This is a genomic window from Kitasatospora sp. NPDC090091 (assembly GCF_044747365.1).
Lineage (GTDB): Bacteria > Actinomycetota > Actinomycetes > Streptomycetales > Streptomycetaceae > Kitasatospora.
On sequence record NZ_JBIVDY010000006.1, the window covers coordinates 141401 to 165740 of the forward strand.

At 72.8% G+C, this 24340-nt stretch carries 10 protein-coding genes; 4 read left to right on the plus strand and 6 right to left on the minus strand.

Annotated features, from left to right (window positions below):
* Positions 1-73 precede the first annotated feature (73 nt).
* A complete protein-coding gene (locus ACIPSC_RS12575; RefSeq protein WP_400825181.1) occupies positions 74-7165 on the minus strand; it encodes an RHS repeat domain-containing protein in 7092 nt (2363 codons plus the stop codon).
* Positions 7166-7649: 484 nt separating this feature from the next.
* On the opposite strand from ACIPSC_RS12575, the gene ACIPSC_RS12580 reads away from it, so the two are divergent.
* Together ACIPSC_RS12580 and ACIPSC_RS12585 are read left to right on the plus strand one after the other, a co-directional pair.
* Positions 7650-12062, plus strand: coding sequence for a LamG-like jellyroll fold domain-containing protein (locus ACIPSC_RS12580; RefSeq protein ID WP_400825183.1), 4413 nt, complete (start codon positions 7650-7652; stop codon positions 12060-12062).
* 243 nt (positions 12063-12305) lie between these two features.
* Positions 12306-13199, plus strand: a complete 894-nt coding sequence (locus ACIPSC_RS12585; RefSeq protein ID WP_400825185.1) for a CHAD domain-containing protein — start codon at positions 12306-12308, stop codon at positions 13197-13199.
* Between the two features lie 41 nt (positions 13200-13240).
* On the opposite strand, the gene ACIPSC_RS12590 is transcribed toward ACIPSC_RS12585, so the two are convergent.
* Positions 13241-14098 (minus strand): uracil-DNA glycosylase, encoded by an 858-nt coding sequence (locus tag ACIPSC_RS12590; RefSeq protein WP_400825186.1) that lies wholly within the window; start codon positions 14096-14098, stop codon positions 13241-13243.
* 278 nt (positions 14099-14376) lie between these two features.
* On the opposite strand from ACIPSC_RS12590, the gene ACIPSC_RS12595 reads away from it, so the two are divergent.
* Positions 14377-15471: an SPFH domain-containing protein gene (locus ACIPSC_RS12595; RefSeq protein ID WP_400825188.1), complete on the plus strand. Its 1095-nt coding sequence runs from the start codon at positions 14377-14379 to the stop codon at positions 15469-15471.
* Positions 15472-15577: 106 nt separating this feature from the next.
* Positions 15578-16048: a CBS domain-containing protein gene (locus tag ACIPSC_RS12600; RefSeq protein ID WP_400825190.1), complete on the plus strand. Its 471-nt coding sequence runs from the start codon at positions 15578-15580 to the stop codon at positions 16046-16048.
* A 52-nt stretch (positions 16049-16100) separates the two neighbouring features.
* Here ACIPSC_RS12600 and ACIPSC_RS12605 read toward each other — a convergent pair whose 3' ends face one another.
* The 4 genes from ACIPSC_RS12605 to ACIPSC_RS12620 form a co-directional block, all read right to left on the minus strand.
* The gene (locus tag ACIPSC_RS12605) at positions 16101-16511 is read right to left on the minus strand and encodes a PaaI family thioesterase (RefSeq protein WP_400825191.1); all 411 of its coding nucleotides are present in this window, start codon (positions 16509-16511) and stop codon (positions 16101-16103) included.
* A 159-nt stretch (positions 16512-16670) separates the two neighbouring features.
* Entirely contained in the window at positions 16671-20450 is a 3780-nt protein-coding gene (gene fxsT, locus ACIPSC_RS12610; RefSeq protein WP_400825193.1) for an FxSxx-COOH system tetratricopeptide repeat protein, read from the minus strand.
* Positions 20451-20533: 83 nt separating this feature from the next.
* A complete protein-coding gene (locus ACIPSC_RS12615; RefSeq protein WP_400825194.1) occupies positions 20534-21085 on the minus strand; it encodes a hypothetical protein in 552 nt (183 codons plus the stop codon).
* Positions 21086-21276: 191 nt separating this feature from the next.
* Positions 21277-24255, minus strand: coding sequence for an FAD-binding and (Fe-S)-binding domain-containing protein (locus ACIPSC_RS12620; RefSeq protein ID WP_400825195.1), 2979 nt, complete (start codon positions 24253-24255; stop codon positions 21277-21279).
* Between the last annotated feature and the right edge of the window lie 85 nt (positions 24256-24340).

Genomic DNA, 24340 nt, shown 5'->3' on the forward strand with positions numbered 1-24340 from the left:
TCGGGATCACGGCGCTCCGTTCAGAGTGAATGACGACTGTGTGCATCTTGAACTCCCCATACACGGACCGACCTTACCGTATGTAGGACAGCGTGTTCACGCATCGATTGATCGGCCAATACTCGTCCCACGCAAGGCGCTCGTAGACGGACTGCCCTGGCAGCGGTGCCTCGATCCAGCTCTGCCACGATTCCGGAATCATATGGGTGGCAGAATTCCAGCCCGAGACGTTCTTGATCTCGAAGTGAAGCTTCATGAGATTGGCGCCGGCGTCAACATCCTGCACCCATGCGGATCCGCTGTAGGAGCCCAGGAAGGCCGCCGAAGGGTTGCTGGTCCCTAGCCTCCCATTGGTGATGATGCCCAGTATGTCGTTCACCCCTCCTCTGGGGCTGTTGAGCAGAGTGCCCGGCTCTGGACCCGTGTCCTTGTAGCGCACCGTAGCCGGATCCATGGCATCCGATGCCCCGGTCTGAACGCCTGCTATGAGTGTAGATCGCACTTGGCTCACCACGTCATGCTTGGCGAGGTCAGTGACCAACTGGGAGTTTCCACCGAAGGTCTGGGTGCGGCCCAAGCCATTCAGGAACCACCCGCCCGTCAACTGCAGGGCACTCATGTTGTTGTTGGCCGGACCGGACCCCTTGTCGATCCCCCACTTGTCCGCCCCCGGTGTCGTCGACCCCTTGGCCCCCGGCAAGGAAGGCACCCCGCCCTTACCGGTGTTGTGGCACTCCGGGCAGTACGTGCTGAAGGGCGACTGGGCCCGCAGGAAGCGCTTGAACGCAGCCTGCCGCAGCGGCACCTCGGCCTGGATCTGGGCGACGATCTTGTCGTGGTTCGGACCGTCACCTTCGACCTTGGTTCCGTGGTTCGAGCACCGGTACATCCCGCTTGCGCACTCCTCCAGGGCCAGGCCGCTGGGGTCAGCCTTGTTGATCGGGTTGCTGTTGCTGTAGGCGTAGGCGTTCCACTGCTGCGGATCCTCAGGAGTCATGATCGGGTCCGGGCTGAGGAAGCGGCCGGTGGTGGGCTGGTACTGGCGGGCGCCGAGGTTGGTGAAGCCGGTGGCGTCGTCCTTGAGGCCGCCGACGAAGCCCTTGTCGCCGGACCACGGGGTGGTGAGGGAGCCGGGGCCGCGGGAGACACCGAAGGGGTCGGTGGCGCGGCGCGACTCGGCGAGGGAATCGCGGTCGAGGGAGAGGGAGTTGGTGTCGTGGTGGTCGGAGAACTGGTAGGTGAGCTTGTCCGGGCCCTGGCGGACGAGGGTGATGCCGCCGGGGATGGTGTAGTAACGGGTGCCGGTGCTGGTCTTGGCGACGGTGTCGTAGGTGAGTTCGTCGCCGCCGCCGAGGTTGACGGTGACCTTGCCGGGGTTGCGGCGGATCAGCTGGTTGCCGTCGGCGTCGTAGACGTAGCTGGTGGTGGCGGAGCCCTGGGTGAGTGAGGCGAGCTTGCCCTCGACGTCCCAGGTCAGCGTGGCGCCGTTGGCGGCGTCGACGCCGTTCCAGGTGGGAGTGCTCCACTTGGACTGCCAGCCAGGGGCGTAGACCATGAGCTTGCCATCGTCCTGGACGACCGCGAAGTAGCCGCTGTTGTTGCCGACCCAGGTCTGGGAGGACCAGAGCGGGACGCGCTGGGTGTCGTAGACGACGAAGTTGCCGTCGTCCTGCATGGTCGCCCACGCGCCCGGGTGGTCCTGGGTGTTGGTGGCCCACACGGCCTGGCCGGAGCGCAGGGAGGTGAGGACGAGGTTGCCGTCGCTCTGCATGGTGAGCTGGGCGCCGTTGGAGCGCACGGTCTCACCGGACTTGAGGGTGAAGCCGGCCTTGAGTTCCTTGTTGCCGCCGGGGTTGGTGATCTTGGTGGTGTTGCCGGCGGCGTCGTACTGGTCACTGCCCTGGGTACCCGGGCTCCAGCCGAAGGTGTTCTTGGCCTTGGTCAGGGTGTGGGGTCCGCCGGTGCCGCCGCCGGTTCCGGCTGCGGTGGTGGGGGTGTTGCGGGTGCCGGGGGCGGGGAAGGTCTGCTCGGTCTTGAGGTCCTTCGCCGTGTCGCCGGCCGGGTCGTGGTTGATCAGCTTGGTGCGGTTGCCGGTCAGGTCGTAGGAGTAGTCCTGCCAGTAGGCGGCGCTGCCGCCGACGGTGGTCTTCGCCGGTGCGACCGCCCCGCTGGTGGGGGTGGTGTTGGCGCAGGCGCCCTGTCCGGCGAGGGAGGGGGTGGGCTGGTCGAGCCGGCCGGTGTCGCTCCACGCGGTGGTGAGGCGGCCGAGGTTGTCGTAGGTGAAGCATTGCAGGTCGGTCGCCGCGGGGGTGTTGTTCGGGATGGTGCGGACCGCGGTGATCTGGCCGGCCTGGTTGTAGGCGTAGGTGGTGTTCTGGACGGTGCCGGTGGTGGAGGTCTGCTTGTCGATGTACTGGGTCAGCAGACGCCCGGTCGACTCGTCGTAGGTGTTGGTGGCGACGATCTGCCAGCCGAACGGGTTGACCGTGGAGCGGATGTTGCGCCCGTAGGCGTCCCAGTCCGACTGGCGCAGGTAGACGTCGTCCGCGCCGCCCATGTCGTGCAGCAGGCCGTAGGCCTCGTAGTTGTAGGTGACCTTCTCGGCGGCCAGATCGCCCGCGGCCGCACGGCCCTCCAGCCTCATCGCACCGCTGATCTCGTCGTACAGCGCCGAGTAGTCGAAGGTCGCCTGCCCGGTCTTGCCGATCTCGCTGCCGGGGATGGAGACGCTGGTCTTGGTGGGTCGGTAGGCCTCGTCCATCGCGGTGACGGCCTTGGTGTAGGCCGCACCGCTGGCGCCGCCGACGTAGCGGCTCGAGCTCGCCGGCTGGCCCTTGGCGACGGTGTCGTAGGTGTAGCCGGTGAGCTGGTTGGCCGGGGCGACGGTGCCGTTGTAGGTACCGGTCTTACGGCCGAGCAGGTCGTAGGTGATCGCCACGCTCTGGCCGCGTGCGTCCGTGGTGGTCGCCAGGCGCCCGGCGCCGTCGTAGGTGCGTGTCGAGACACCGGTGTCGGGGTCGTCGGCACGGACCTGGCGGCCGCGCTGGTCGTAGCCGTAACTCCACGAGTTACCCGCAGCATCCGTGCGCGTGGCGGCCTGGCCGCCCGGGGTGTACGTGTACGCGGTGACGTCCGCGTCGGCCTGCTTGCCGGTCGCGTTCGGCGTCCGGTACTGCCACAACTGGGCGGCACGGCCGCGCGCATCCGTGACGGTGCTGGTCGCCGTCGCTCCGGCCGGCGGGGTGACGTCGACCCGGTCGGCACCCGGGTAGGCGGTGGTCGTGGTGTTCTGAGGCACACCCAGCGCGATGAACTGCGAGCTCACCGGACGACCCATGCCGTCGAACTCGGTGTACGTCTGACCCGGGACCTGCGCCGCCGTCGCGTCGAAGCGCACCGTGCCGGGGGCGGACGTGTCGTCGTAGTAGCTGGCGTAGGCCCGGTTGGTCCGGCCCTGCGAGTCGTAGAAGGTGTCGGTGACCAGGCGGCCGTGGTAGGCCGAGATCGCCGGATCCGTCTGGGTCTGCACGACCCGGCCCAGGCCATCCATGATCTGCGTGGACACCGCATAGTCCTCACTCGGACGTATGCTCCGGCTGGTAATCGCCGAAGGCCTGGCCGTGCCGTCAACGGTGTAGTCGAACGTGAAGTTGGCGGTCGCGTTCGTCGCCCGACCCGGCGTCCATACCGCCTTCAACCGGCCCAGACCGTCGTAGGACTGCGTGACGGTACGGGCGTTGGGGTCGGTCGTGGTGATCGGCAGACCACGCGCCGGGTTCAGCGTCACGGTGGTGGTGCGCTTCGCACCCGCGTCCGGCGCACCCGCCGGAGCCGGCGTCCCCGCGACGGTCTGATTCGGCAGCTCACCCGCATTCGCGGAACTGTAGCTCGTCGTGACCGTGGCGCCGCTCGGGTTGGCGCTGTCCGTGGATGTCACATCGGTAACACTAACCGTGCGACCGTAGGTGTCGTAGGCGGTGGCGCCGGTAGTCACCCACTGCGCGGAGGCACCGTCGTAGCGGTCGAGAACCTGGGCCCCCGTCGCCTCACCCTTCGCCCCTGCGCTGCCGAACGCCTGGCCGTCGTACAGGACGCGCGAACCGGAGACGGTGTTGTCCGAAGTCGGCGCTGCCGTACAGGCGTTACTGCCCGAAACCGTCAGGACCTCGGACACCAGGCCGGTCATCTGCGCGTTGCCGCCGGCGGCATAGGAGTTGCGGACACACAGGTCCGGGGTGCCGTCGGCGGTGCTGAGCTTGGTCTTGACCCGGTTGCCGTGATCCTTGTCGGTGGTGGTCACCGTCGAGGTGGTGCGGGTGCCGGTAGTGGTCTTCGCCGTGCTCACGCTGATCGACGTCGTGGCCGCGTAGCGGGCCACCAGGTCGGGCAGACCGGTGCGCTTGTGCGTGGCCGTGTCGGACGGGCCGCTGCTGGTGTTGACGGTCCATGCCTCGGGCGACGTCGCATCCGCGTCGGCGTAGGTGTCGGACTCCAGCACACGGCCGGACAGCCAGTCGGAGTCGGTCTTGGCGCCGCTGGTCGGGCCAGAGACAGAGGCGGGCTTGGCCGTGCCATTGGCCTTGAGGTCGCCGTCCATGCCCTGGTAGTAGCTGGTCGAGGTCTTGGACTTCTTGCCGTCGTTGCCCGAGCCGGTCACCGCGGTGACCTTGGCGAAGCCGCGGAACTGGTCCCAGGTGCGGGACTTGTCGTCCACCAGCGCGCCGTCGTTGCGGTGCCACGCGGCATCGCCGTACTCGTAGGAGGTGGTCCTGGTCAGCGCACCCGTGATGAGGTTGGAGTTCGGGTCGACCGTCACGGACGCGACCGGGTAACGCAGGAACCAGTCGTCCACCATCCCGGCCACGCCCGTGTCGTACCACTTCACATTGAAGCAGGCCATGGTGTTGCTGTCCGCCGAGGCCGGCATCTTCCCGGTCGTACGCCGGCAGGAGTCCTTCACGTACTCCACGCCGATCGTGCCGCCGGTCTCCAGAGTGATCAGCTCCATGCGCGGCCGGTTGTAGCCCGGCCGGGCCGGGACCAGGCCGTCCACCCGGTTGGGCAACAGCAGATCCGCGAAGGTCACCGCGGGCAGCTCCTGCTCACTCTGCCCGCTGAAGGTGTCCTTGCCGATCCGCTTGACCGTCTGCAGCCACGGGATCTGCGTGTTCTCACCCGAGTTGGACGGCGTCTTGAACACGTGCGCGAGATCGTACCGGTCCACCGGACGGTAGGAACCGCCCGAACGAATCGACGTGGTGATGCTGTTCAGCCACTGCGTCGACCAGTAACTCGGCCCGAAGTTCGAGCAAGTACCCAGTTTGGCGCACTGCTTGTCCATCGGAACGTCCGGCCAGTTCGCCGCATTCGCCGTCGTGCGCTGCGCAGGCGCGCAGGCCGTCTCTCCGGCCACGCAGCGCTCACCGGTCCCGAAGTCGATCCTGGACGCCGCCTGGTAGGAGCCGTTGGCGCCGAGCTGGTCGGAGAGCAGCTGGCCGTAGGCGATCGAGGCGAGGGTGCCGCCGCGGGTGTACTCGGTGTTGGTGCCCGAGCCGCGGTTCTGGCCGCCGCCGCGCGCGTACCAGTTGGTCTCCGGCGCATAGGTGTACGTGGTCAGGTTGTTGTGGACGTCGACGACGTAGTCGAGGTTCCAGCGCCACGCCGTCTGGCACCACGAACCCTTGCCCTTGGCCGCGTCGTAGCACGGGTCGCCCGGGTTCGGCGAGTACACCGGTACCGTCCACGCCGACTTCGACTCCGGGCCGACCGTGGTCGGGGTGCCGGAGGCGGAGGGCAGATGGTTGAGGCCGAAGTAGTAGATGGTGCCGGCGGTGTCGGTGACCTTCAGGTAGGAGTCGTTCCAGGTGCCGTTCGTGGCGCCGGTGAGGAACTCGACCTTGGTGCCGTCGTCGTTCTTCAGCCGCCAGGTGCACTTGGACTGCTCGTCCTTGACGTTGCCCGACACGCACGACGTGTCGTGCGGCACGAGCTCACCCGAGTGGCCCCCGAGTGACAGGGTCAGGTTCGCCCCGCCCCAGCACTGGTCACCCGAACCCGCGATCCCGGCCTTGTCACACGGCTTGTAGGAACGCTCCACGAACCCGGAGTTCAGGTCCCAGCCGTCACCCACCCAGGAGGCCTGCGAGTTGGTGGACGACGTCCGACCGTCCACCGACGCCGAGTCGTAGCCCAAAGCCACCTGCGGCGCCGCACCACCGAGAGTCGGCGGCGACTGGATCGGGTAGCTGTAGGTGAACGACCCGGACGAGCTGCCCGCCGTCCACGCCTGACTCGGCGACAACGACGTGGCACTGTAGGTGCCCAGACCACTCGACGGGGTGCCCTCGGCAGCCAGCACCATCGGCGTCGAGGCAGGCGCGAGTGCACCGGACGGCGCCAGTTCGGCCGACTTGGAGTCCGCCTTCCGGCCCTTAGCCTCCACCGCGGGCAGGTCGATGTCCGCGACGAGCTTCTTCGCCTGCGCGTCGTAGTGCGAGGGTATGGGTGTGCGCTCAAGGCAGCCGGCCACCTCCGGGGTGGTCAGCGAACAGGCGGGAAGCGACACCAGTTGCGCCCGCTGCGCGAAGTCACCTCCGAAGCCGACACCCGACAGGTCCAGGCCCACTCGCACCTTCGCCGCATCCGCCTGCTCGTTCCGTGCCAGCGACACCAGTGCACCCTGCACACCCGCCGCAGTCGCGGCCTTCGCATCGGCAACGGTCACCTTGACGGGCGGATTGGCCGGCGGCGCGTCCGTGGCAGCTGGTGCCCCCTGCGCCTTCGCCCCAGCATCGGGCGCGACGGGCGCCAGCCACACCGGCAGCTCACCGGCCTGCTTCGACGCCCCCGCCGCCGGCTCCCGGACCTCGGCGCCGTCCGCACCCTTGCGGACCGCCTTCGCACCCGCCGCCGGCGCCGCCTCCAGCAGTGCCACGGCCGAACCGGCCGCCACCTTGGGCGCGGTCTTCGGCGGCACCCAGTCCGGCGAACCCTTCTTCGCCGGCACCGACTTCGGCTTCTCCGCCGAACCCGCCACCGACGGCGTCTTCGGCAACGGCGTGTTCGGCGGCGACCACACCTTGTCCTTGTTCTTGTCAGCCACCGGCGCAGCCAGCGCCGGCGCGACCGGAGCCACCAGAGCGCCCAGCAGAGCCAGCGCACTCACAAAGGCGACGCGTGTTCTCCCCAAGCCGGGTGGCGGCGCCCCCCTCCCCGCCGGCCAGGATGAACGGGCATGACGAATGGACACCGCTACCCCCACATGGTGACGCTGCGTCAAATGGCGCACGCTTGTACACGACTGTGGCGGACAGTAGGGCGGCTGCGTCGGCCAGGTCGAGCAAATTGTCGACCTATCCCCGTGGTGATCGATGTCACACCGAAGTCAAATTGGTTCGCCTGCCTCCAAAACGGACAGCCTTGCGGCATAAAGCGATTGACGGATAGTCGGTAACTGCGGGAGCTTGCCTGGCGACCTCTGCTCCAGATCTTCACGGATCGCCCACGAGCAGCCGATTCGTCTTGCGTGGGGGACTTCACCAATGTCTGCCGCTCCGCCCGGGGCCCGCTCCGGCGCGCGCCTCCGTTCGAGATTCCCGTCGCCGCGCGCGTCCGCCGCGGCCGTCGGGCTCGTCCTGGCCCTGACCTCCGTGGCGCCCGTCGCGTTCGCCGACGCCGCGCCCGCCGCCAACCGACCCGGCGCCGTTCCGCCGGGCCTGGCCGAGACCATGGCCGCCGCCGATGCCAAGCGCGCCAAGGAGAAGCCCGCCGTGACGGCCGCCGACAAGGCGATCGCCCAGGCCAAGGCGACCAAGAAGCCCGTCCCCGTGCCGGAGCTGACGGACGAGTTCAGCGAGACGGTGGCCACCCCCGAGGGGCACCTCTCCCGTACCCAGCACCCCGAGCAGCAGCGGGTCAAGCAGCAGGACGGCACCTGGGCCGCCCTCGACGCCAAGCTCGTCGCCGACCCCGCCGGCGGCTTCCGGCCGCGCAACGCAGCCTCCGGCGTCCACCTCTCCGGTGGCGGCGAGGGCCCGCTCGGCACCCTGACCAGCGCCGACGGCGAGACCCTCGCCATCGACTCGCCGTTCCCGCTCACCAAGCCGGCCCTCGACGAGGACGGCGACGGCCTGGTCTACCCCGAGGTCGCGCCCGGCATCGACCTGAAGGTCACCGCCGACAGGTTCGGCGGCCTCAGCACCGTCCTGATCGTCAAGACGGCCGAGGCGGCCAGGAACCCGAAGCTCAAGAAGGTCCGCTTCGGCACCAGCGGCAAGGGTGTGTCGGTGAAGGCCGACGGCTCCGGGAACCTCACCGCCGCCACCAAGGACGGCGTGACCCGCTGGCATGCCCCCGCTCCGCAGATGTGGGACAGCTCCGGCGGCACCGCGACCGGCACCGCCACCCCGGCGGCCCCCGCGAACCCCGCCGCCAAGAGCCTCAAGGCCGCGCAGGCGGCCCCGGCGGCCGGTCCGGACGGCGGCACGTCGGCCGGTGCCCCCGCCAAGTCGGGCAAGGCCAGCACCGCGGACGGGCCCGGTGCGGAGGCCAAGGTCGCCACCATGCCCGCCACCGCCACCGGCGACGCGATCGAACTGACCACCGACGACTCGGTGCTCGGCAAGGGCCAGGGCCCCTGGTTCATCGACCCGGGCTGGATCCCCGACCGTCGCGAGGGCAATGCCTGGACCTGGACCCAGTCGGCCTACCCGGGCACCTCCCGCTTCGGGCAGACCACCGCCAGCAACGGGCAGTACGCCCGTCCCGGCGTCGGCTACCAGGGCTACCTGACCGACAAGGGCGTCGAGCGCTCCTACTTCCAGTTCGACACCCGCGGCTACGGCGGCACCGTCGTCAACAAGGCCACCCTGACCGCCTGGGAGTACGAGTCCTCGAACTTCTCGTGCACCGACAAGTACTGGCTGGACCTGTACCTGACGGGACCGATCGACAAGGAGACCACCTGGAACAAGCCGCCGGGTGTGGTCGGCGGCGGGCGGATCGGCGTGGCGGAGGTGGCCGGTTCCGGGGGCGCCGGCTGCCACGACAACGTGCCGTTCAGCTACGACATCACCTCCACCTTCCGGGACTACGCGCCGTCTCGCGACACCCTCACCTTCGGGGTGTTCGCCCGGGACGAGGTCAACCGGATGGGCTTCAAGCGGCTCGACTACCGGCCCGTGATCACCGTCGAGTACGACCGTGCCCCCGACACCCCCACCAGCCAGTACGCCTGGCCGGCGCCGGCCACCGCGGTGCCGTGGGCCGAGAACCAGGGCTGCGACGGCTCCTCGCTGGCCTGGATGAGCGCGGGCAGCAACTTCAACGGCGCGGTCACGCTCAACGCGACCGTGCACAGCCCCGTCCAGAACAGCCTCTACTCCTGGACGCACATCTGGGACTACAGCCTGCCGGGCGTCCCCGACGTCGATTCCGGATTCTCCGGCGAGGTCGGCAACGGCGGCAACGCGGCCTTCGGCGTCCGCGGCGACGTGATCAAGGACGGTCACGTCTACGGCTGGAGCGCGCACGCCACCGACAAGCTGATCGGGATGTCCGGTTCGACCCCGACCTGCCGCTTCGGTGTCGACCAGACGCCCCCGAGCATCTCCGTGCCGGACGTCTACAGCACGCTGAGCGACGCCGAACTGGCCGACCGCTTCCCGCCGTCGGGCAACGGGCAGGTCACCAAGAAGCGTTCGGGCGAGTGGGGCATCGTCCCGTTCACCGCGGTCGACAACGCGCCCGACGGCGGTACCCCGTCCGGCGTCATGTGTGCCCGCTTCGCCTGGGAGCCGCAGTTCAGCGGCGTCGACTGGCAGTGCGGCGGCAGCCTGCCGCAGGGCGGCATCGGTGTCTACGCGGGCCGCTGGGGCACCAACATCGGCTACATCCAGGTGATGGACAACGCCCGCAACGTCTCGCCGGTGGCGCAGTACGCGTTCTACGTGCCGTGGAACCCTGACGGCCCGCCGCCGGTCTTCGGCGACGTGACCGGCGACAGCGCACCCGACATCGTGACGCCCGACCAGGCCGGTGACCTCCGCGCCTACACCGTGCCCGGCAACCCGCAGGCGAAGAGCCCGGCCGCCTCCCTCGTGGCCAGGCGCGAGGACTCGCCGACCGGCCAGGGCTGGGGCAACATCCAGTTCGCCCACCGCGGCACGTTCACCGGCGGCAACAACATCGACGACATCGTCGCCCACGCCCCCGGGGACAGGAACCTCTGGATCTACGGCAACCCGGGCAACACCGGCTACTACGGCCGCGTCGATTCCAAGACCCTGCTGCAGAAGCCGAAGTGCGCCACGACGGCCACCGAGGACTGCTCCTGGCTGACCACGCCCGGCTACAACGCCACCGACTGGTCGAAGACCCTGCGAGTGGCCTCCCTCGGTGACCCGGTAAGCACCGACCTCGACTACAGGCTGCAGTTCAAGAACAAGAGCGGCCTGCTGACCGTCGAGAGCACCGACAACGGTACCGACGCCGCCCTCTGGTACTACCCGGCGACCGCCGGCAACGTCCTCGGCAAGCCCGTCCGCCTGGCCGCGTCCGGCTGGAAGGACAAGGAGCTCATCACCCCCGGTGACTGGGCCAAGCAGGGCCACCCCGGCCTGTGGAGCCGCAACCTGGAGCAGGCGCCGGACGGCGCCAAGGGCGACCTGCTGGCCCACACCTTCACCACCGGGACGGTGCTCGCCACCGATGCGAGCGGACGCCCGGCCCTCGACGCCCACGGCCAGACCATCACCGTGCCGACGCTGACCGGGATGCCCACCACGACCAGGATCGGCGGGGTGCCGGTCGACGGCTGGCCGACCATGGGCTCCGACGGCGACCTCACCGGCAACGGCTTCCCGACCCTGTGGGGCAAGGGCGGCGACGGCCGGCTCGACATCTGGTGGGGCGAGACCGCCGACCCCGGCACCGCCAACCCCGGCTTCACCTGGCAGGTCGGCCCGCAGACGGTCGCCAACACCGCGGTGAACCCGCTCTGGTACTCGCTCGACGCCCAGAACAAGGCGGACTCCAACTACGCCGATCCCACCAAGCCGAGCGCGAAGCCGGAGAACCCGCTCTACCCGAGCACGTTCACCCGCACCGCCGACCACAACGGCGCGGCCGACCGGGCGACCGTCTTCGACGGCTCGTCCACCTTCTACCGCTCCACCAACCAGGCCAACATCGACACCACCCAGAGCTACACCGTCGCGGCCTGGGTCAAGCTCAACAACCGGAACGGCTACCAGAACGTCGTCACCCTGACCGGAGCCGAGCGCAGCCCGTTCTACCTGCAGTACTCGGCCGCGTTCGGCAGGTGGGCGCTCGTCCTCCCGCACGAGGACTACCTCAACACCGGTGCGTACTACAGCGCGGTCGACGACCACGATCCGGACCTCGGCGTCTGGACCCACCTGGTCGGCACCTACAACGCCCAGGCCGGCACGATCACGCTCTACGTCAACGGGCGGGCCACCGGTTCGGCCCAGGTGCCCAACACCTGGAAGGCCACCGGCAGCCTGAACGTCGGCGGCGCGGTCACCTCCCGGTTCACGACCCCCGAGGGCCTGCTGAACGGCGCGATCGGCGACGTCCGGGTCTACCCGTACGCGTTCACCGAGACGCAGGCCAACGCGCTGGCCACCACGGGCTCGCGGGTCCAGCTCCACAGCTCGTACAACCCCGGCAAGTGCATGGACGACTGGGGTGGCGCCGTCGGCGCGCCGGTGGCCGTCTACGACTGCTGGAACAGCGACGCGCAGCACTTCACGCTGACCGCGGACAGCAGGATCAAGGTCCGCGGGGACGACAACCGGTGCCTCGGCATCGCCGACAAGCCCGCCCACTGGGGCTCGAAGGTCCAGATCCAGGCCTGCAACGGCAGTGACCCGGGCCAGATCTGGGTGCGGCGCTTCGACGGCGCGCTGTACAACCCGGGCGCCGACAGCTGCCTGGAACTCCCCTCGTGGAGCACCGAGAACGGCACCGTCCTCGGGATCTGGCAGTGCAGTGGCAACCCGAACCAGCGCTGGTTCGCCCGGGCGCAGCTGGCGTCCTGACCGGTCGGCGGCGATCCGGGTGAATCCGGACCGGCGTCGCCCGCGGCTCCACCGTGGCCTCCTCCGAGCACCCGCTCGGGGGAGGCCACGGCCGTTGGTGCCGGGTGGCCGTCCGGCGGTCGTCCGGCGGCCGGGCCCGTGCCGGGCGGCGGTCTTGTGCCGGGAACGGGGGGAGGACCTAGCCTGGAAGGCGTTCCGGCGGCCCCGAGGTAGTCCCGGCGGCCCCGAGGAAGGGGTGAGCGCGTGGGCGCGCAGAACCGCAGCCGCACGGTCGGTGCGGCGGTGCTCGACCGGATCGGGACGCAGGCCGCCGTACTGGACGGACTGGACGAGGCGGTGCGGGCGGACGAGCCGGACGCCGTGCACCGGATGCGGGTGGCGTGTCGGCGGCTGCGCAGTGCGCTGCGGACCTTTCGGCAGGTGTTCGCGCCCGGGGCCACCGATGAGCTGGTGGCCGAGCTGCGGTGGCTGGGGGCCGCGCTCGGGCGGGCGCGGGACCGCGAGGTGCTCGGCGAGCGGCTGGCGGCGCAGGCGCGGGAGCTGCCGGCGCCCTGCGGACCCGACCGGGTGGCGGGGGAGCTGGAGCGCTGGTCGGCGGAGGAGTACCGGCGCGTGTGGCCGGAGGTGGTCGCGGCCCTGGACAGCCCGCGGCGGCGCGCCCTCGCGGACGGCCTCGCCGCGCTGCTGGCCGAGCCGCCGTTGCGCGGCCGGGCCGGGCGGCCGGCCGGGCCCGAGCTGGCCCGGATCGCCGCGCGCGAGCAGCGCCGGACGGCGGAGCGGGTACGGGCGGCACTGGCGGAGGGCCCGGCGGACGGGCCCGCGCAGGACCGGGCGCTGCACGAGGCCCGGAAGGCGGCGAAGCGGGCCCGGTACGCGGGGGAGACGGCGGTGCCGGTGGCCGGCCGGCGGGCCGCGCGGTACGTCGAACGGATGAAGGCGGTCCAGGAGGTGCTCGGGGAGCACCAGGACGCGGTGGTGGCGGAGGCCGCGCTGCGGGAGCAGGCGGAGGGCTCGGCCGAGGCGTTCGGGTACGGCGTGCTGTACGCGTGGCAGCTGGCGGCTGGCGAGGCGGCGCGGCAGGAACTGCCGGAGGTCTGGGCGGAGGCGTCGGGCCGGAAGCTGGCGCGGTTCGGCTGAGGCGACGCGGGGAGACGCCGGTGCGGCGGGCCCGCCGGGCGTCATACCCCGGTCGGGCCGGGGCCGGTCGGCTGCAGGCCGGCCGAGCGGGCGGCCGTCCGGAGCAGGTCGTGCAGCATGGCGGTGGTCAGCCGGCCGGTGTTCGTGTTGCGCGGGCTGACGTGGTAGCACCCGTAGAGCTCCAGCGGCGGGCCGCCGTCCGTGGCGGGCAGCACGACGTGGGCGCCGTGCCCGAACACCGGGCGGGGGCGCGGCAGCTCCCAGCCGGCCGCGGCGATCACCGGGAGCATGGCCTGCCAGGCGAACCCGCCGAGGGCGACGATCGTCCGGACGGTGGGGCGCATGAGTTCCAGCTCGCGGACGATCCAGGGGCGGCAGGTGTCGCGTTCCGCGGTGGTCGGCCGGTTGTCGGGCGGCGCGCAGCGCACCGGGTCGGTGATCCGGACGCCGTGCAGTTGCAGCCCGTCGCCGTGGCGGACGGACTCGGGGCGGTTTGCGAGCCCCAGCCGGTGCAGCGCGGCGTAGAGCAGGTCGCCGGAGGGGTCGCCGGTGAAGATCCGGCCGGTGCGGTTGGCGCCGTGCGCGGCGGGGGCGAGGCCGACGAGGACGAGCGGGGCGTCCGGCGGGCCGAAGCCGGGGATCGGGCGGGCCCAGTAGTCCCAGTCGAGGTAGGCGCGGCGCTTGGTGCGGGCAGCCTCCTCGCGCCAGGCGACCAGCCGGGGGCAGGCGCGGCAGCCGGTGACCACGCGGTCGAGCGCGGTGAGCCCGTCGGCCAGGGCGGCGGCCGCGGCCGGGTGGTGGGGGTCGTCCGGGGCGGCGGCGGGGCCGGCCGCGCGGCCGGTGGCGGGGCCCGGGCCGGGGCTGCGGCCGAGGGCGGGGCCGTGGTCGGCTGGCTGCATGGCTTGATCGTAGGGCGTGTCCGGTGGGTCGGGCCGGGTCCCGGCCTGACCCACGCGGCAGGCCCTTCGGCGGTCCGGTGCGGTCGGTTTCCGGCCGTCGTGGCGGGGTAGACGCGGCGCGTCTGGCGCCTGCCCCGGCGCCATTCCGCCGGGCCGGCCCCGGCGCGCGTCCCGGTGCCGCGCCCGCAGGCGTAGCGTGGAAGGTGCTGCTCCGGCGGCCCCCGGCACGGCCGGGACGGCGACGGCCGGGATTCGCCGGTGCCCGCGAGGAGGCCGTGATGGTCGTCGATATCGTGGTGGGGGTCATTGTCGGAGTGCTGCTGGTCGGCGCTGTGGTGGCCGGGCTGAGCGTCCGGGTCGTGCAGCAGTTCCAGCGCGGTGTGGTGTTCCGGTTCGGCCGGGTGCGGGACGAGATCCGGCAGCCGGGTCTGGTGGCGCTGATGCCGGTGGCCGACCGGTTGCGCAAGGTGAACGTGCAGATCGTGACGCTGCCGATCCCCGCACAGGAGGGCATCACCCGCGACAACGTGACCGTGCGGGTGGACGCGGTGGTGTACTTCCGGGTGGTCGACCCGGTGAAGGCGACCGTCAACGTGCAGGACTACAAGTTCGCGATCTCCCAGGTAGCGCAGACCTCGCTGCGGTCGATCATCGGCAAGAGCGAGCTGGACGACCTGCTGGCCAACCGCGAACCGATCAACCAGGGTCTGGAGTTGATGATCGACAGCCCGGCGCTGGGCTGGGGCATCGAGATCGACCGGGTGGAGATCAAGGACGTCGCCCTGCCGGAGTCGATGAAGCGCTCGATGTCGCGGCAGGCCGAGGCCGAGCGGGAGCGCCGGGCGCGGATCATCACGGCGGACGGCGAGTACCAGGCGTCCGCGCGGCTGTCGGAGGCGGCGGCGGTGATGAGCGAGACCCCGGCGGCACTGCAGCTGCGGCTGCTGCAGACCGTGGTGGAGGTGGCGGCGGAGAAGAACTCGACGCTGGTGCTGCCGTTCCCGGTCGAGTTGCTGCGGTTCCTGGACAGTGCGGCCGAGGCGCAGCAGCGGCGGACGGTGCCGGCGGACGGCGCTGCGGAGCCGGCGGTCGGGCCGGGCACGGGGGAGCAGCAGCTGCCGAGCGTCGAGCAGCTCGAACTGCCGCCACTGGATGAGCTGTTGGACCGGTCGCCACTGGACCCGCCCGATGGGGCCGCCGAGACCCCGGTCGGGCAGGCGGTCGGGCACGCGGCCGAGCAGCCCCCTGGGCGTTCGGCGGGCGGGTCGGTGAACGGGGCGACGGGCGCGGCCGCGGCCCGCGTGCCGGACCGCTCGGGCGACCGGACCTCGGGCGAACGGGACCGGGAGGAGCGGCCGTCCGGGCAGCCGTGACGGCCGGAGCCCCGAACCCCCGAACCCCCGGAGCCCGGTGGCGAGGCCTGCGGGGCCGGACCAGGATGGAGTGAGCGCCAGTGGCAGGTACGTCAGGAGGCCGATCATGATCAGAGCCAGCGACATCATGCACCCGGGCGCGGAGTGCATCCGCGAGCACGAGACCCTCGCCACCGCAGCCCGGATCATGCGGGACCGCGGCGTCGGTGCCCTGCCCATCTGCGGTGAGCGGCAGCGGCTGCTGGGCATCGTGACCGACCGCGACATTGTGCTGAAGTGCGTCGCCGAGGGCCGCGACCCAGAGCACGTGACGGCGGGCGAACTGGCCGAGGGACGGCCGATGACGGTGGAGGCGGACGAGGACGCCGAGCAGGTGCTGCGGGTGATGGAGCAGTACAAGGTGCGCCGGCTGCCGGTGATCAACCACCCCGAGCACGAGCTCGTCGGGATGATCAGCGAGGCCGACATCGCGCGCGGCCTGCCGCAGGCGCGGCTGGCCGAGTTCGTCACGGCGGTCTGTGAGGAGGACAACCCGAAGTCGAAGGAGATGGAGCAGCCGTACCCGACGCTCCTGTAGCACCCGTCCGCCGCAGCACCCGCCCGACCGCCGGGCGGACGGGGCTCCCTGCTCAGGCCAGCGCGTACACCGCGGTGGCGTGGGCGGCCGGTTCGTGCTGCCCCTCGGCGGTCAGGGCGATGTCCAGGAAGGCGATCCGCCGGCCGAGCTTGGTGACCCGGGCGTGGACCAGGACGTCCTGCCCGGTGACGGCCCGCTGGAAGCTGGTGGACTGCTGGACGGTGGTCATCGGGCCGAAGCCGCCACGCGCCGCCGACACCGCGATCACGCTCGCGGTGTCGGCGGCGGCCATCATCGCCTGACCGGACAGGCCGCCGCCCTCCCGGGCGAGTTGGTCGGACCAGGGCAGTCGGAGCACCGCGTGCTGGGGGCCGGTCTCGGCCACCGAGAGGCCGAGGGCCTGCACCCAGGGGGCGAAGTTGTCGGCCAGGATCTTGTCCGCCTCGGCGGTGGTGAGGGTCATCCCGCCATTGTGGCGGCCGCGCCCTCCCGCTGTCAGCGGCTCCACCCCACACGCGTGTCGAGCCCTGCGCCCGCGAGGGCTGCATGTCGTCCGCTCCGGCCGCCTGTCCGGCCGCCTGTCCGGGCGCCCGTCCGGCCAGTCCAACGCGGTGGGGCGGGCTCAGATCGGCTGGGTCTCCAACTCGCGGTCGAGCGGAAGCAGTTCCCTGGCCGCCAAGGTCTCCGGGTGGCTCTCGCCGAGGCGTCGGGCCAGAGCGGCCACGGCGTGCCGGTGTGCCTCGGGACCGTTCGGGTCGATCCCCCGCCTGAGGACGGTCAGGGCCTGGTCCGCCGCGGCGGTGAGCACGTCGTGGTGCTCGGACCCGTAGCGGTTCCGCAGGCCCTCGACCGCCGTCCGGTGCAGCTGTTCGGCCTCTTCCCAACAGCCTTCGTCGGCGAGGGCGTTGGCGAGGTTGGCGGTGGTGGCCAGGGTGAACGGGTGGGTCGCCCCGACCGCTCCGGTCATGGCCTCCAGGACGGCGAGGCCCTCCCGGACGGCCGCCCCCGGGTCGCCGGCCCGGCGCAGGTAGACGGCGAGGTTGTCGGCGCAGGCCAGGGTGAAGGGGTGTTCGTCGCCGAACATCCCGCGGTAGGCGCCGTGGACGTGGAGGGCCAGGTCCCGAGCGGCCTCCTGGTCGCCGGCGCCGCTGTGGTCGGCGGCCCGACTCAGCATGCAGACCAGCCCGTCGGGCGTGTCGAAGCCGTACCGCCGCCTGTACCGCTCGTAGGCGTCGCGGGTCAGCCGGCCGCCCTCCTCGGGCCGCCCGGCCCGCCGCAGCGCGGCGCCCAGCAGGGTGGTGTTGCGCAGGTGTTCCGGCAGGTCCGGCTCGAGCACGGCGTCGAGGTCGGCCATGGCCTCCCGCAGGAGCCCGATCGCCGGCTCGTGGTGGCCGAGTTCGTGCAGGTCGCGGGCGAGGCAGGTCTTGGTGGACAGGGTGTACGGGTGGCGCGGGCCGAGCACGAGGGTGCGGCGCGCCAGGTTCTCCCGGTCGAGCGTGCGCGCGGCCTCGCTGTCGCCGACCAGGCGGTAGTCGATCGCGAGGTTGTTCGCCATGGCGAGGGTGCGCGGGTGATCGTCGCCGAACAGGCCGGCCCAGTGCCGGTAGGTCGCGCGGTCCAGGTCGAGCGCAGCCTCGAACCGGCCGAGCGCGCGGAAGTCGGCGCCGAGCGAACCGGCGGTCTGCAGAGCGTCGGGGTGGCGCTCGTCCAGCAGCGCCCGCTGGCGCTCCAGGGTCGCCTCGTCCAGTGACAGCGCCTCGGCGTAGCGGCCCTGCGCGCGCAGCACGTTGGCGAGCTGGAAGCGGAGCAGCAGGGTCTGCAGGTCGTTCCCGCCGAGCTTGCGGGTCCAGTCCTCGTCCAGCGACCGGCCGAGGGAGAGCGCCTGCGACAGTTCACCGCGCTTCCACAGGTAGCGGACCCGGTCGATCAGCAGCGTCCGGGTCTCGGGCTCGTCGCAGAGATGGGCCTCGGAGGGGTAGAGGTGCGGCCAGATCTCCTCGAAGGAAGGCCAGTTGGCCGGATCGTCGGTGTCGCCGACGGCCGGGCGGGCCCGGCTGAGGATGCGGTGGACGGTGTGCTTGGCCCGGAGCTGCCCGCCGCCGCCCTCGACCTCGCCGCGGACCACTGCCTGGACCAGCCGGTGGAGTTGGAGACAGCCGGCCTCCGCGTCGACCCGGACGAGCGAGTAGCGGCCGAGCGCCCGGACGGCGGCGGCCACCGCGAAGGCGTCCGTGGCCGCCGGATCGGACTCGGCCAGGGCGGCGATCATCTCCTCGCCGTAGAGCAGGCCGGCAGCGATCGGCTCCGGTGCGCAGTACGCGCAGAGCTGCAGCAGTCGCGCCGCGGCCGGGGACCGGTCCCGCAACCGCTCGATCGAGACGCCCCAGGCGGCGGCCACCGACCGTGGGTAGTCGAAGGCGCCCTCGGTGGAGAGCGCCTGCTCCAGGCGGGTCAGGTAGGCGGTCACCGGCATCGCCGTGGCGTCCAGCCAGGCGGCGGCGACCTCCACAGCGAGCGGCAGGTCGCCGAGTGCATCGGCCACCGCGTGGGCGTCGGCGGTGGAGATTCCGCGGACCCGGCGGCGCAGGTGGTCGGTGCTCTCGTCCCGGGTGAAGACGTCGACCTCCAGCGCGCTGGCGGCCCTGGTCCAGCCCAGGTTCCGTGAGGTGACCAGGACCCGGCCGGGGCCGTCGGGGAAGAACCGGCGGATGTCGGCGGGATCGTCGGCGTTGTCGAAGACCAGCAGCCAGCGGTCCGACGGGTCGCCCCGGCCCAGCGCCTCGCGAGCCGCCTCGGCGGCCTCGGCCACCGAGTCGCCGACCGGGAGACCGAGCCGCCGCGCGAGCCCGGCCAGGGCGAGGAGCACGGACTCGGTCTGCTCGGCGTCGATCCACCAGATCAGGTCGTACTCGGCCCGGTAGCGGTGGGCGTACTCCAGGGCCAGCTGGGTCTTGCCGATGCCGCCGAGCCCGTAGAGGGTCTGCGAGGTCGGCAGGACGGCCGCCACACCGGCGCCGAGCTGGCGGTGCAGGTGCTCCAGCACGGTCCGGCGGCCCGTGAAGGACGGGTGCCGGGGTGGCACCTTGAAGTGCGCAGGGACGGAGCCGGGGTAGCGCAGGCCGGTCAGGTCGGGCGCCCGGGGTGCGCCGCCGACCGCGGCGAGCAGGGCCGCGGCGGCCGGCTCGGGGCCGAGCCCGACCAGGTCGACCACCGGGCCCTCGACCGGTACCGGTTCGATCCGGACGGCCGGCGTTGCCCCTGGGCCGAGGTCCGACAGGGGGCCGGAGTCGGTGGAGGGCCCCACCGTTGATCGGCCGAGGGCGGGCGCGTCGGCCCGGTCGACGGCGGAAGCCCCGCCGGAGCCGGGGCTCGCCCGCAGGAACGCGGGGGAGAGCAGGACGACGGTCCGGTCCGCCGCGTCCGGGAGGACGTGCAGGCCGGCGCGGCGCAGCACTGCCTCGGTCCAGCGCGCCCAGAGGGCGTCCTCGGGTGCGTGGCGCAAGGTGACCGTCGTGCCCTCGGCGGGGAGCCGGCACAGCGCGCACTCGGCGGTCCGCCGCGGCTGCGCGCCCGGTCCCAGTGGCCGGAGCCAGGGCGCGGCCCCGGGATCGGCAACGAGCCGTCCGGCCGCGTCGGCGAGGCCGGCGGGGAGGCGCCCGTGGCCGGCCGCGACCCCGTGCAGCTCGGCCTCGGGCGCCGACAGATCGTGCACGGCCAGACGGTCCGCCAGGTAGTCGGCCGCCTCGGCCGGGGTGAAGGCGCCGACCGGGAGCAGTCGGCGCCTGCTGGTCCGCAGGCTCCGGTCCGCGCGGCGGGTCGTGACCAGCAGGAGTCCGGTCGCGCTCGGGGCGGGCCAGAGCCCGGCCAGGTCGGCCGGGTCGGCCAGACCGTCGAGCACGATCAGCCACCGGCGGTCGGTGGTGTTGAGCCAGGTCAGCAGGCGCCGGTCGGCCGCCGCGGTGCCGCCGAGCCCGCCGTCCCCGCCCACCTCGGCGATCCCGCCGAGTCCGAGACGGTCGGCGGCCAGCGCGTAGGCGTGCCGGATCGCGGCGGCGCTGCTTGCGTCGGCCCACACCACCAGGTCCACTGCCCGGGTGCGCAGGGCGAGTTGGACGTGGTGGACGGCCGCCTGGGTCTTTCCGGCGCCGGCCGGTCCACTGAGCACGACCGAGCGGAGGCTGTCGACCGGGCGGCGGGCCTCGGCCGAAGCACGGCCGTCGGCGGGGCGGGGCCTCTCGGCAGCGACGGAGCCCGGCACCGCGAACGAGCCTTCGACGGCGGCCCGGTGCCGGAAGCAGTCCGCGAGCAGTGGAACGGTGCCGACCTGGACCGGCCAGTCCACGGGGGGAGCCGCGCCGGCGTGCCGCCCGTGGAGGTGCACGTCGCGGACGGAACCAGCCACGACACCACCGGAGTTGAGTAGATCGCGCGCGCTGCGCACCCCGTCGTGCGGGGTGTCGCCGCCGGGCCCTGCCCCGGGAGCGGTCAGCGCGGGGCCGCCCCCGGCGAGGTAGGGCGGTCGGGGGCTCCGGCGTGGCCCGGGGTGCCCGTGCGGTCGGTGGCGCCCGGGCTGTCCGGTGCGCCGCCGATGGTCACCGGCCCGCCGAAGTCCCGGCCGATGGCGCCGCCGTGGTTGATGACGTCCCCACCGGCCGTGACGCCGCTGTGGGACGCCTCGATCCGGACGCCGGCCGGTGCGGCCGTGGCGACCTGCGCCAGCAGCTCCCGGAGGCGGGCGCCCGCCTCCGCCTGCTCGGTCGGATCGAGCCCCTCCAGGAAGTCCTCCAACCTGGTCTGCCAGGACGCGCCCTGGCGCTCGGCCACCAGGACGCGTTCCTCCGGAGTGGCCGCCTCCAGAGCTGCGCCGGTCCGGTCCAGGCGTTCGAGCACGGCCTGTTCGGCGGCCGGCCGCCCCCGTCCCAGTAGACGGGCGACCCGGCCCCGGACCTCCGCCCAGACGTCCGTCCCGGCGGCCTGGACGATTCCCGCCCCGCCGGCCGCGGCCAGTGCGGTCAACGCCTCCACCAGCATCCCCAACCCCCGGAGTCCCTGCGCGCCCGGCGAACCTCGCCAGAACTGCTGACGCCCATTCAATTGCACTGGTTCCCAGCGGGGAAGGGCCCGAAGGGATCAATCCGTCCACGCGGTGGGGAGGGTGGGGCCGAAGGGGCGGAGGAGGCGCTGGAGGCCAAGGATGCCGACCACCCCCGTCGCGTTCGGGGCGTTGGTCAAGTCCGCTGCTCGCGGAGGGACTGGGCGATCAGTTCGGCGAGGTGCAGGGCGCGGCGGCCCTCGGCGAGTTGGGAGATCTGGGTCCGGCAGCTGAAGCCGTCGGCCAGGATCACGGTGTCCGGCGCGGCGGCCCGGACCTCGGGGAGCAGGACGCGTTCGGCGATCGCCTCCGACACCTCGAAGTGGCCCTGCTCGAAGCCGAAGCTGCCGGCCAGCCCGCAGCAGCCGGAGTCCAACACCCGGTTCCGCAGCCCGATCCGGGCCTCCACCCGGCGGTCCGCGGCGGTGCCGAGGACGGCGTGCTGGTGGCAGTGGGTCTGGGTGATGGCGTCGGCCGGGAGTCGGGGGAGCGGGGCCCCGGGGGCGTACTCGTCGAGGAACTCGGCGAAGGTGCGGGTCCGTTCGGCGAGCGGGCGGCCGGCGGCGCCGAGCAGGCGCGGCACGTCCTCGCGCAGGGTGGCGGTGCAGCTCGGGTCCAGGCCGACCACCGGGGTGTCGGCGGGCAGACCGGCATCGTCCAGCGCGCGCAGGCTGCGCCGCACCACCCGCCGGGCGGTGCCGAGTTGGCCGCTGGAGTACCAGGTCAGTCCGCAGCAGACGGGCCCGGACGGCAGCCGGACGTCGAAGCCCAGGTGCTCCAGCACCTCGACGGCGGAGCGCAGCACGCTGGGCTGGAGGTGGTCGGAGAAGGTGTCCGGCCAGAGCAGCACCGGCCGGGCGTCCGCCGGGGCGGGCCGGGCGGCGCGGTGGCGGCGGAACCAGCGGGTGAAGGTCTCCGGCGGGAAGACCGGGACCACCCGGCGCGGGTCGATCCCGCCGAGCCGCTTCAGCGGGCCGGCCACCGGCGAGCGGGCGACCAGGTTGGCCGCGGCGGGCGCGAGCGCGACGGCGCGCAGCCAGAGCGGCAGCCAGCCCATCGAGTAGTGGGCGACGGGCCGCGGCCGGTGCCGGTAGTGCTGGTACAGGAACTCGGTCCGGTAGGTGGCCATGTCGACGTGGACCGGGCAGTCGCTCGCGCAGCCCTTGCAGCCGAGGCAGAGGTCCAGCGCCTCGCGGACCTCGGGCGAGCGCCAGCCGTCCGGGACGGCCTCGCCGCGCAGCATCTCGGCGAGCAGGCGGGCCCGGCCGCGGGTGGAGTGCCGCTCCTCGCCGGTGGCCATGTAGCTGGGGCACATCACCCCGGTGGCGGTGTCGACGCAGGCGGCCACGCCGACGCAGCGGCGCACCGCCCGGACCAGGCTGCCGCCGTCCTGTTCGTAGGGGAGGGCGAGGGGCAGTTCGCGCACCGGGCCGGCCTGGCGGAGGTCGGCGTCGAGCGGGCGCGGGTCGACCAGGGTGCCCGGGTTGAGCAGGTTCTCCGGATCCCAGATCCGCTTGAACTCGGTGAAAAGGCCGATGATGTCGGGCGGGTACATCCGGGGCAGCAGCTCGGCGCGGGCCTGCCCGTCACCGTGCTCGCCGGAGAGCGAACCGCCGTACGAGACCGCCAGATCGGCGGCCTGCTCCATGAACTCCCGGAACACCAGGACGCCTTGGGGTTCGGCGAGGGGAAAGTCGATCCGCAGGTGGATGCAGCCCTCGCCGAAGTGCCCGTACGGGACGCCGCGCAGGCTGTGGCGGCGCAGCAGGGCCCGCAGGTCGCGCAGGTAGTCGCCGAGCCGCTCGGGCGGGACGGCGGAGTCCTCCCAGCCGGGCCAGGCCTCGACGCCGCCCGCCCCGGCCGGCCCGCCCGCCTCGGCGGCGGCAAGGTCGGAAGCCGGTCCGGAGCCGGACCCGGTGCCCGCGTCGCCCGCCCCGGCCGGCAGACGGGTGACGATCCCCGCCCCCGCCTCGCGCACCGCCCAGAGCTGCCGCTGCTCGCCCGGGTCGGTGACCACGGCGACGGTGGCGGAGCGCTCGCGCCGGACGGCGTCCGCCAGCCCCCGGGCGGCGTCCAGGGCCTCGGCGGCGTTGTCGCCGCCGGCCTCCAGGAAGAGCCAGCAGGCACCCTCGGGCAGCCGGTCCAGCGCGGGCGGCCGAGGCCCGGCGGCCAGCAGGGCCGCGATCAGGTCGGCGGCCATTCCCTCGGCGGTGAGCGGGCGCAGCGGAAGCAGAGCAGGGACGGCGTCGGCGGCAGCGGTCTCGTCGGGGTAGCCGGCCACCACCAGGACGCGGGCGGCGGGCTCCGGGACCAGGCGGACGGTGGCGCCGAGTAGCAGCGCGCAGGTGCCCTCGGTGCCGGTGAGCGCCCGGGCCAGCTGGTGGCCGCGCTCGGGCAGCAGGGCGTCCAGCGGGTAGCCGGAGGTGCGACGGGGCAGCTCCGGCATGCCCCGGCGGATGGCGGCGAGGTTGCGGTCGGTGAAGTCCTGCAGCTCCCGGTGGAGCGCGCCCGCCCGCCCGGGGAGCTCGCGCAGGGCCGCGCGCTCGGCCGGCCCGAGCGGCCCGCCGACGGTCAGCTCGGTGCCGTCGGCGAGCAGCAGGTCGAGGGACTCGACGTTGTCGGCCGTCCGGCCCCAGGCCAGCGAGTGGGCACCGCAGGCGTCGTTGCCGATCATGCCGCCGAGCGTGCACCGGCTGTGCGTGGACGGGTCAGGTCCGAACCGCAGCCCGTACGGGCGGGCCGCCCGCTGCAGGTCGTCCAGCACGGCGCCGGGTTCGACCCGGGCGGTGCGGCGCTGTGGGTCGACGTCGAGCACCGCGCCCAGGTGGCGCCGGAAGTCCAGGACGACGGCGCCCGGGCCGACCGCCTGCCCGCCGATGCTGGTGCCGGCCCCGCGCGGCACCACCGGCACCCGGTACTGGCGGCAGAGCGCGAGGGCGGTGCGCACGTCGTCGAGGTCGGCCGGCTTGACCACGCCGAGCGGCAGGTGGCGGTAGTTGGAGGCGTCGTGGCTGTAGACGGTGCGCTCGGCGGCGCCGAAGCGGACGTCGCCGCGCAGGGTGGTGGCCAGCTCCCGGGCGAGGTCGGCGCCGGGCGTGGCGGACGGTCGGCTCACGTGGGTCCTCCCGGTACAGGGCGGGGCGAGCGTTGCGGGGCGAGCTCGGACGGGGCGAGCGCGGCGAGCGGGACCGGGCGGTGCT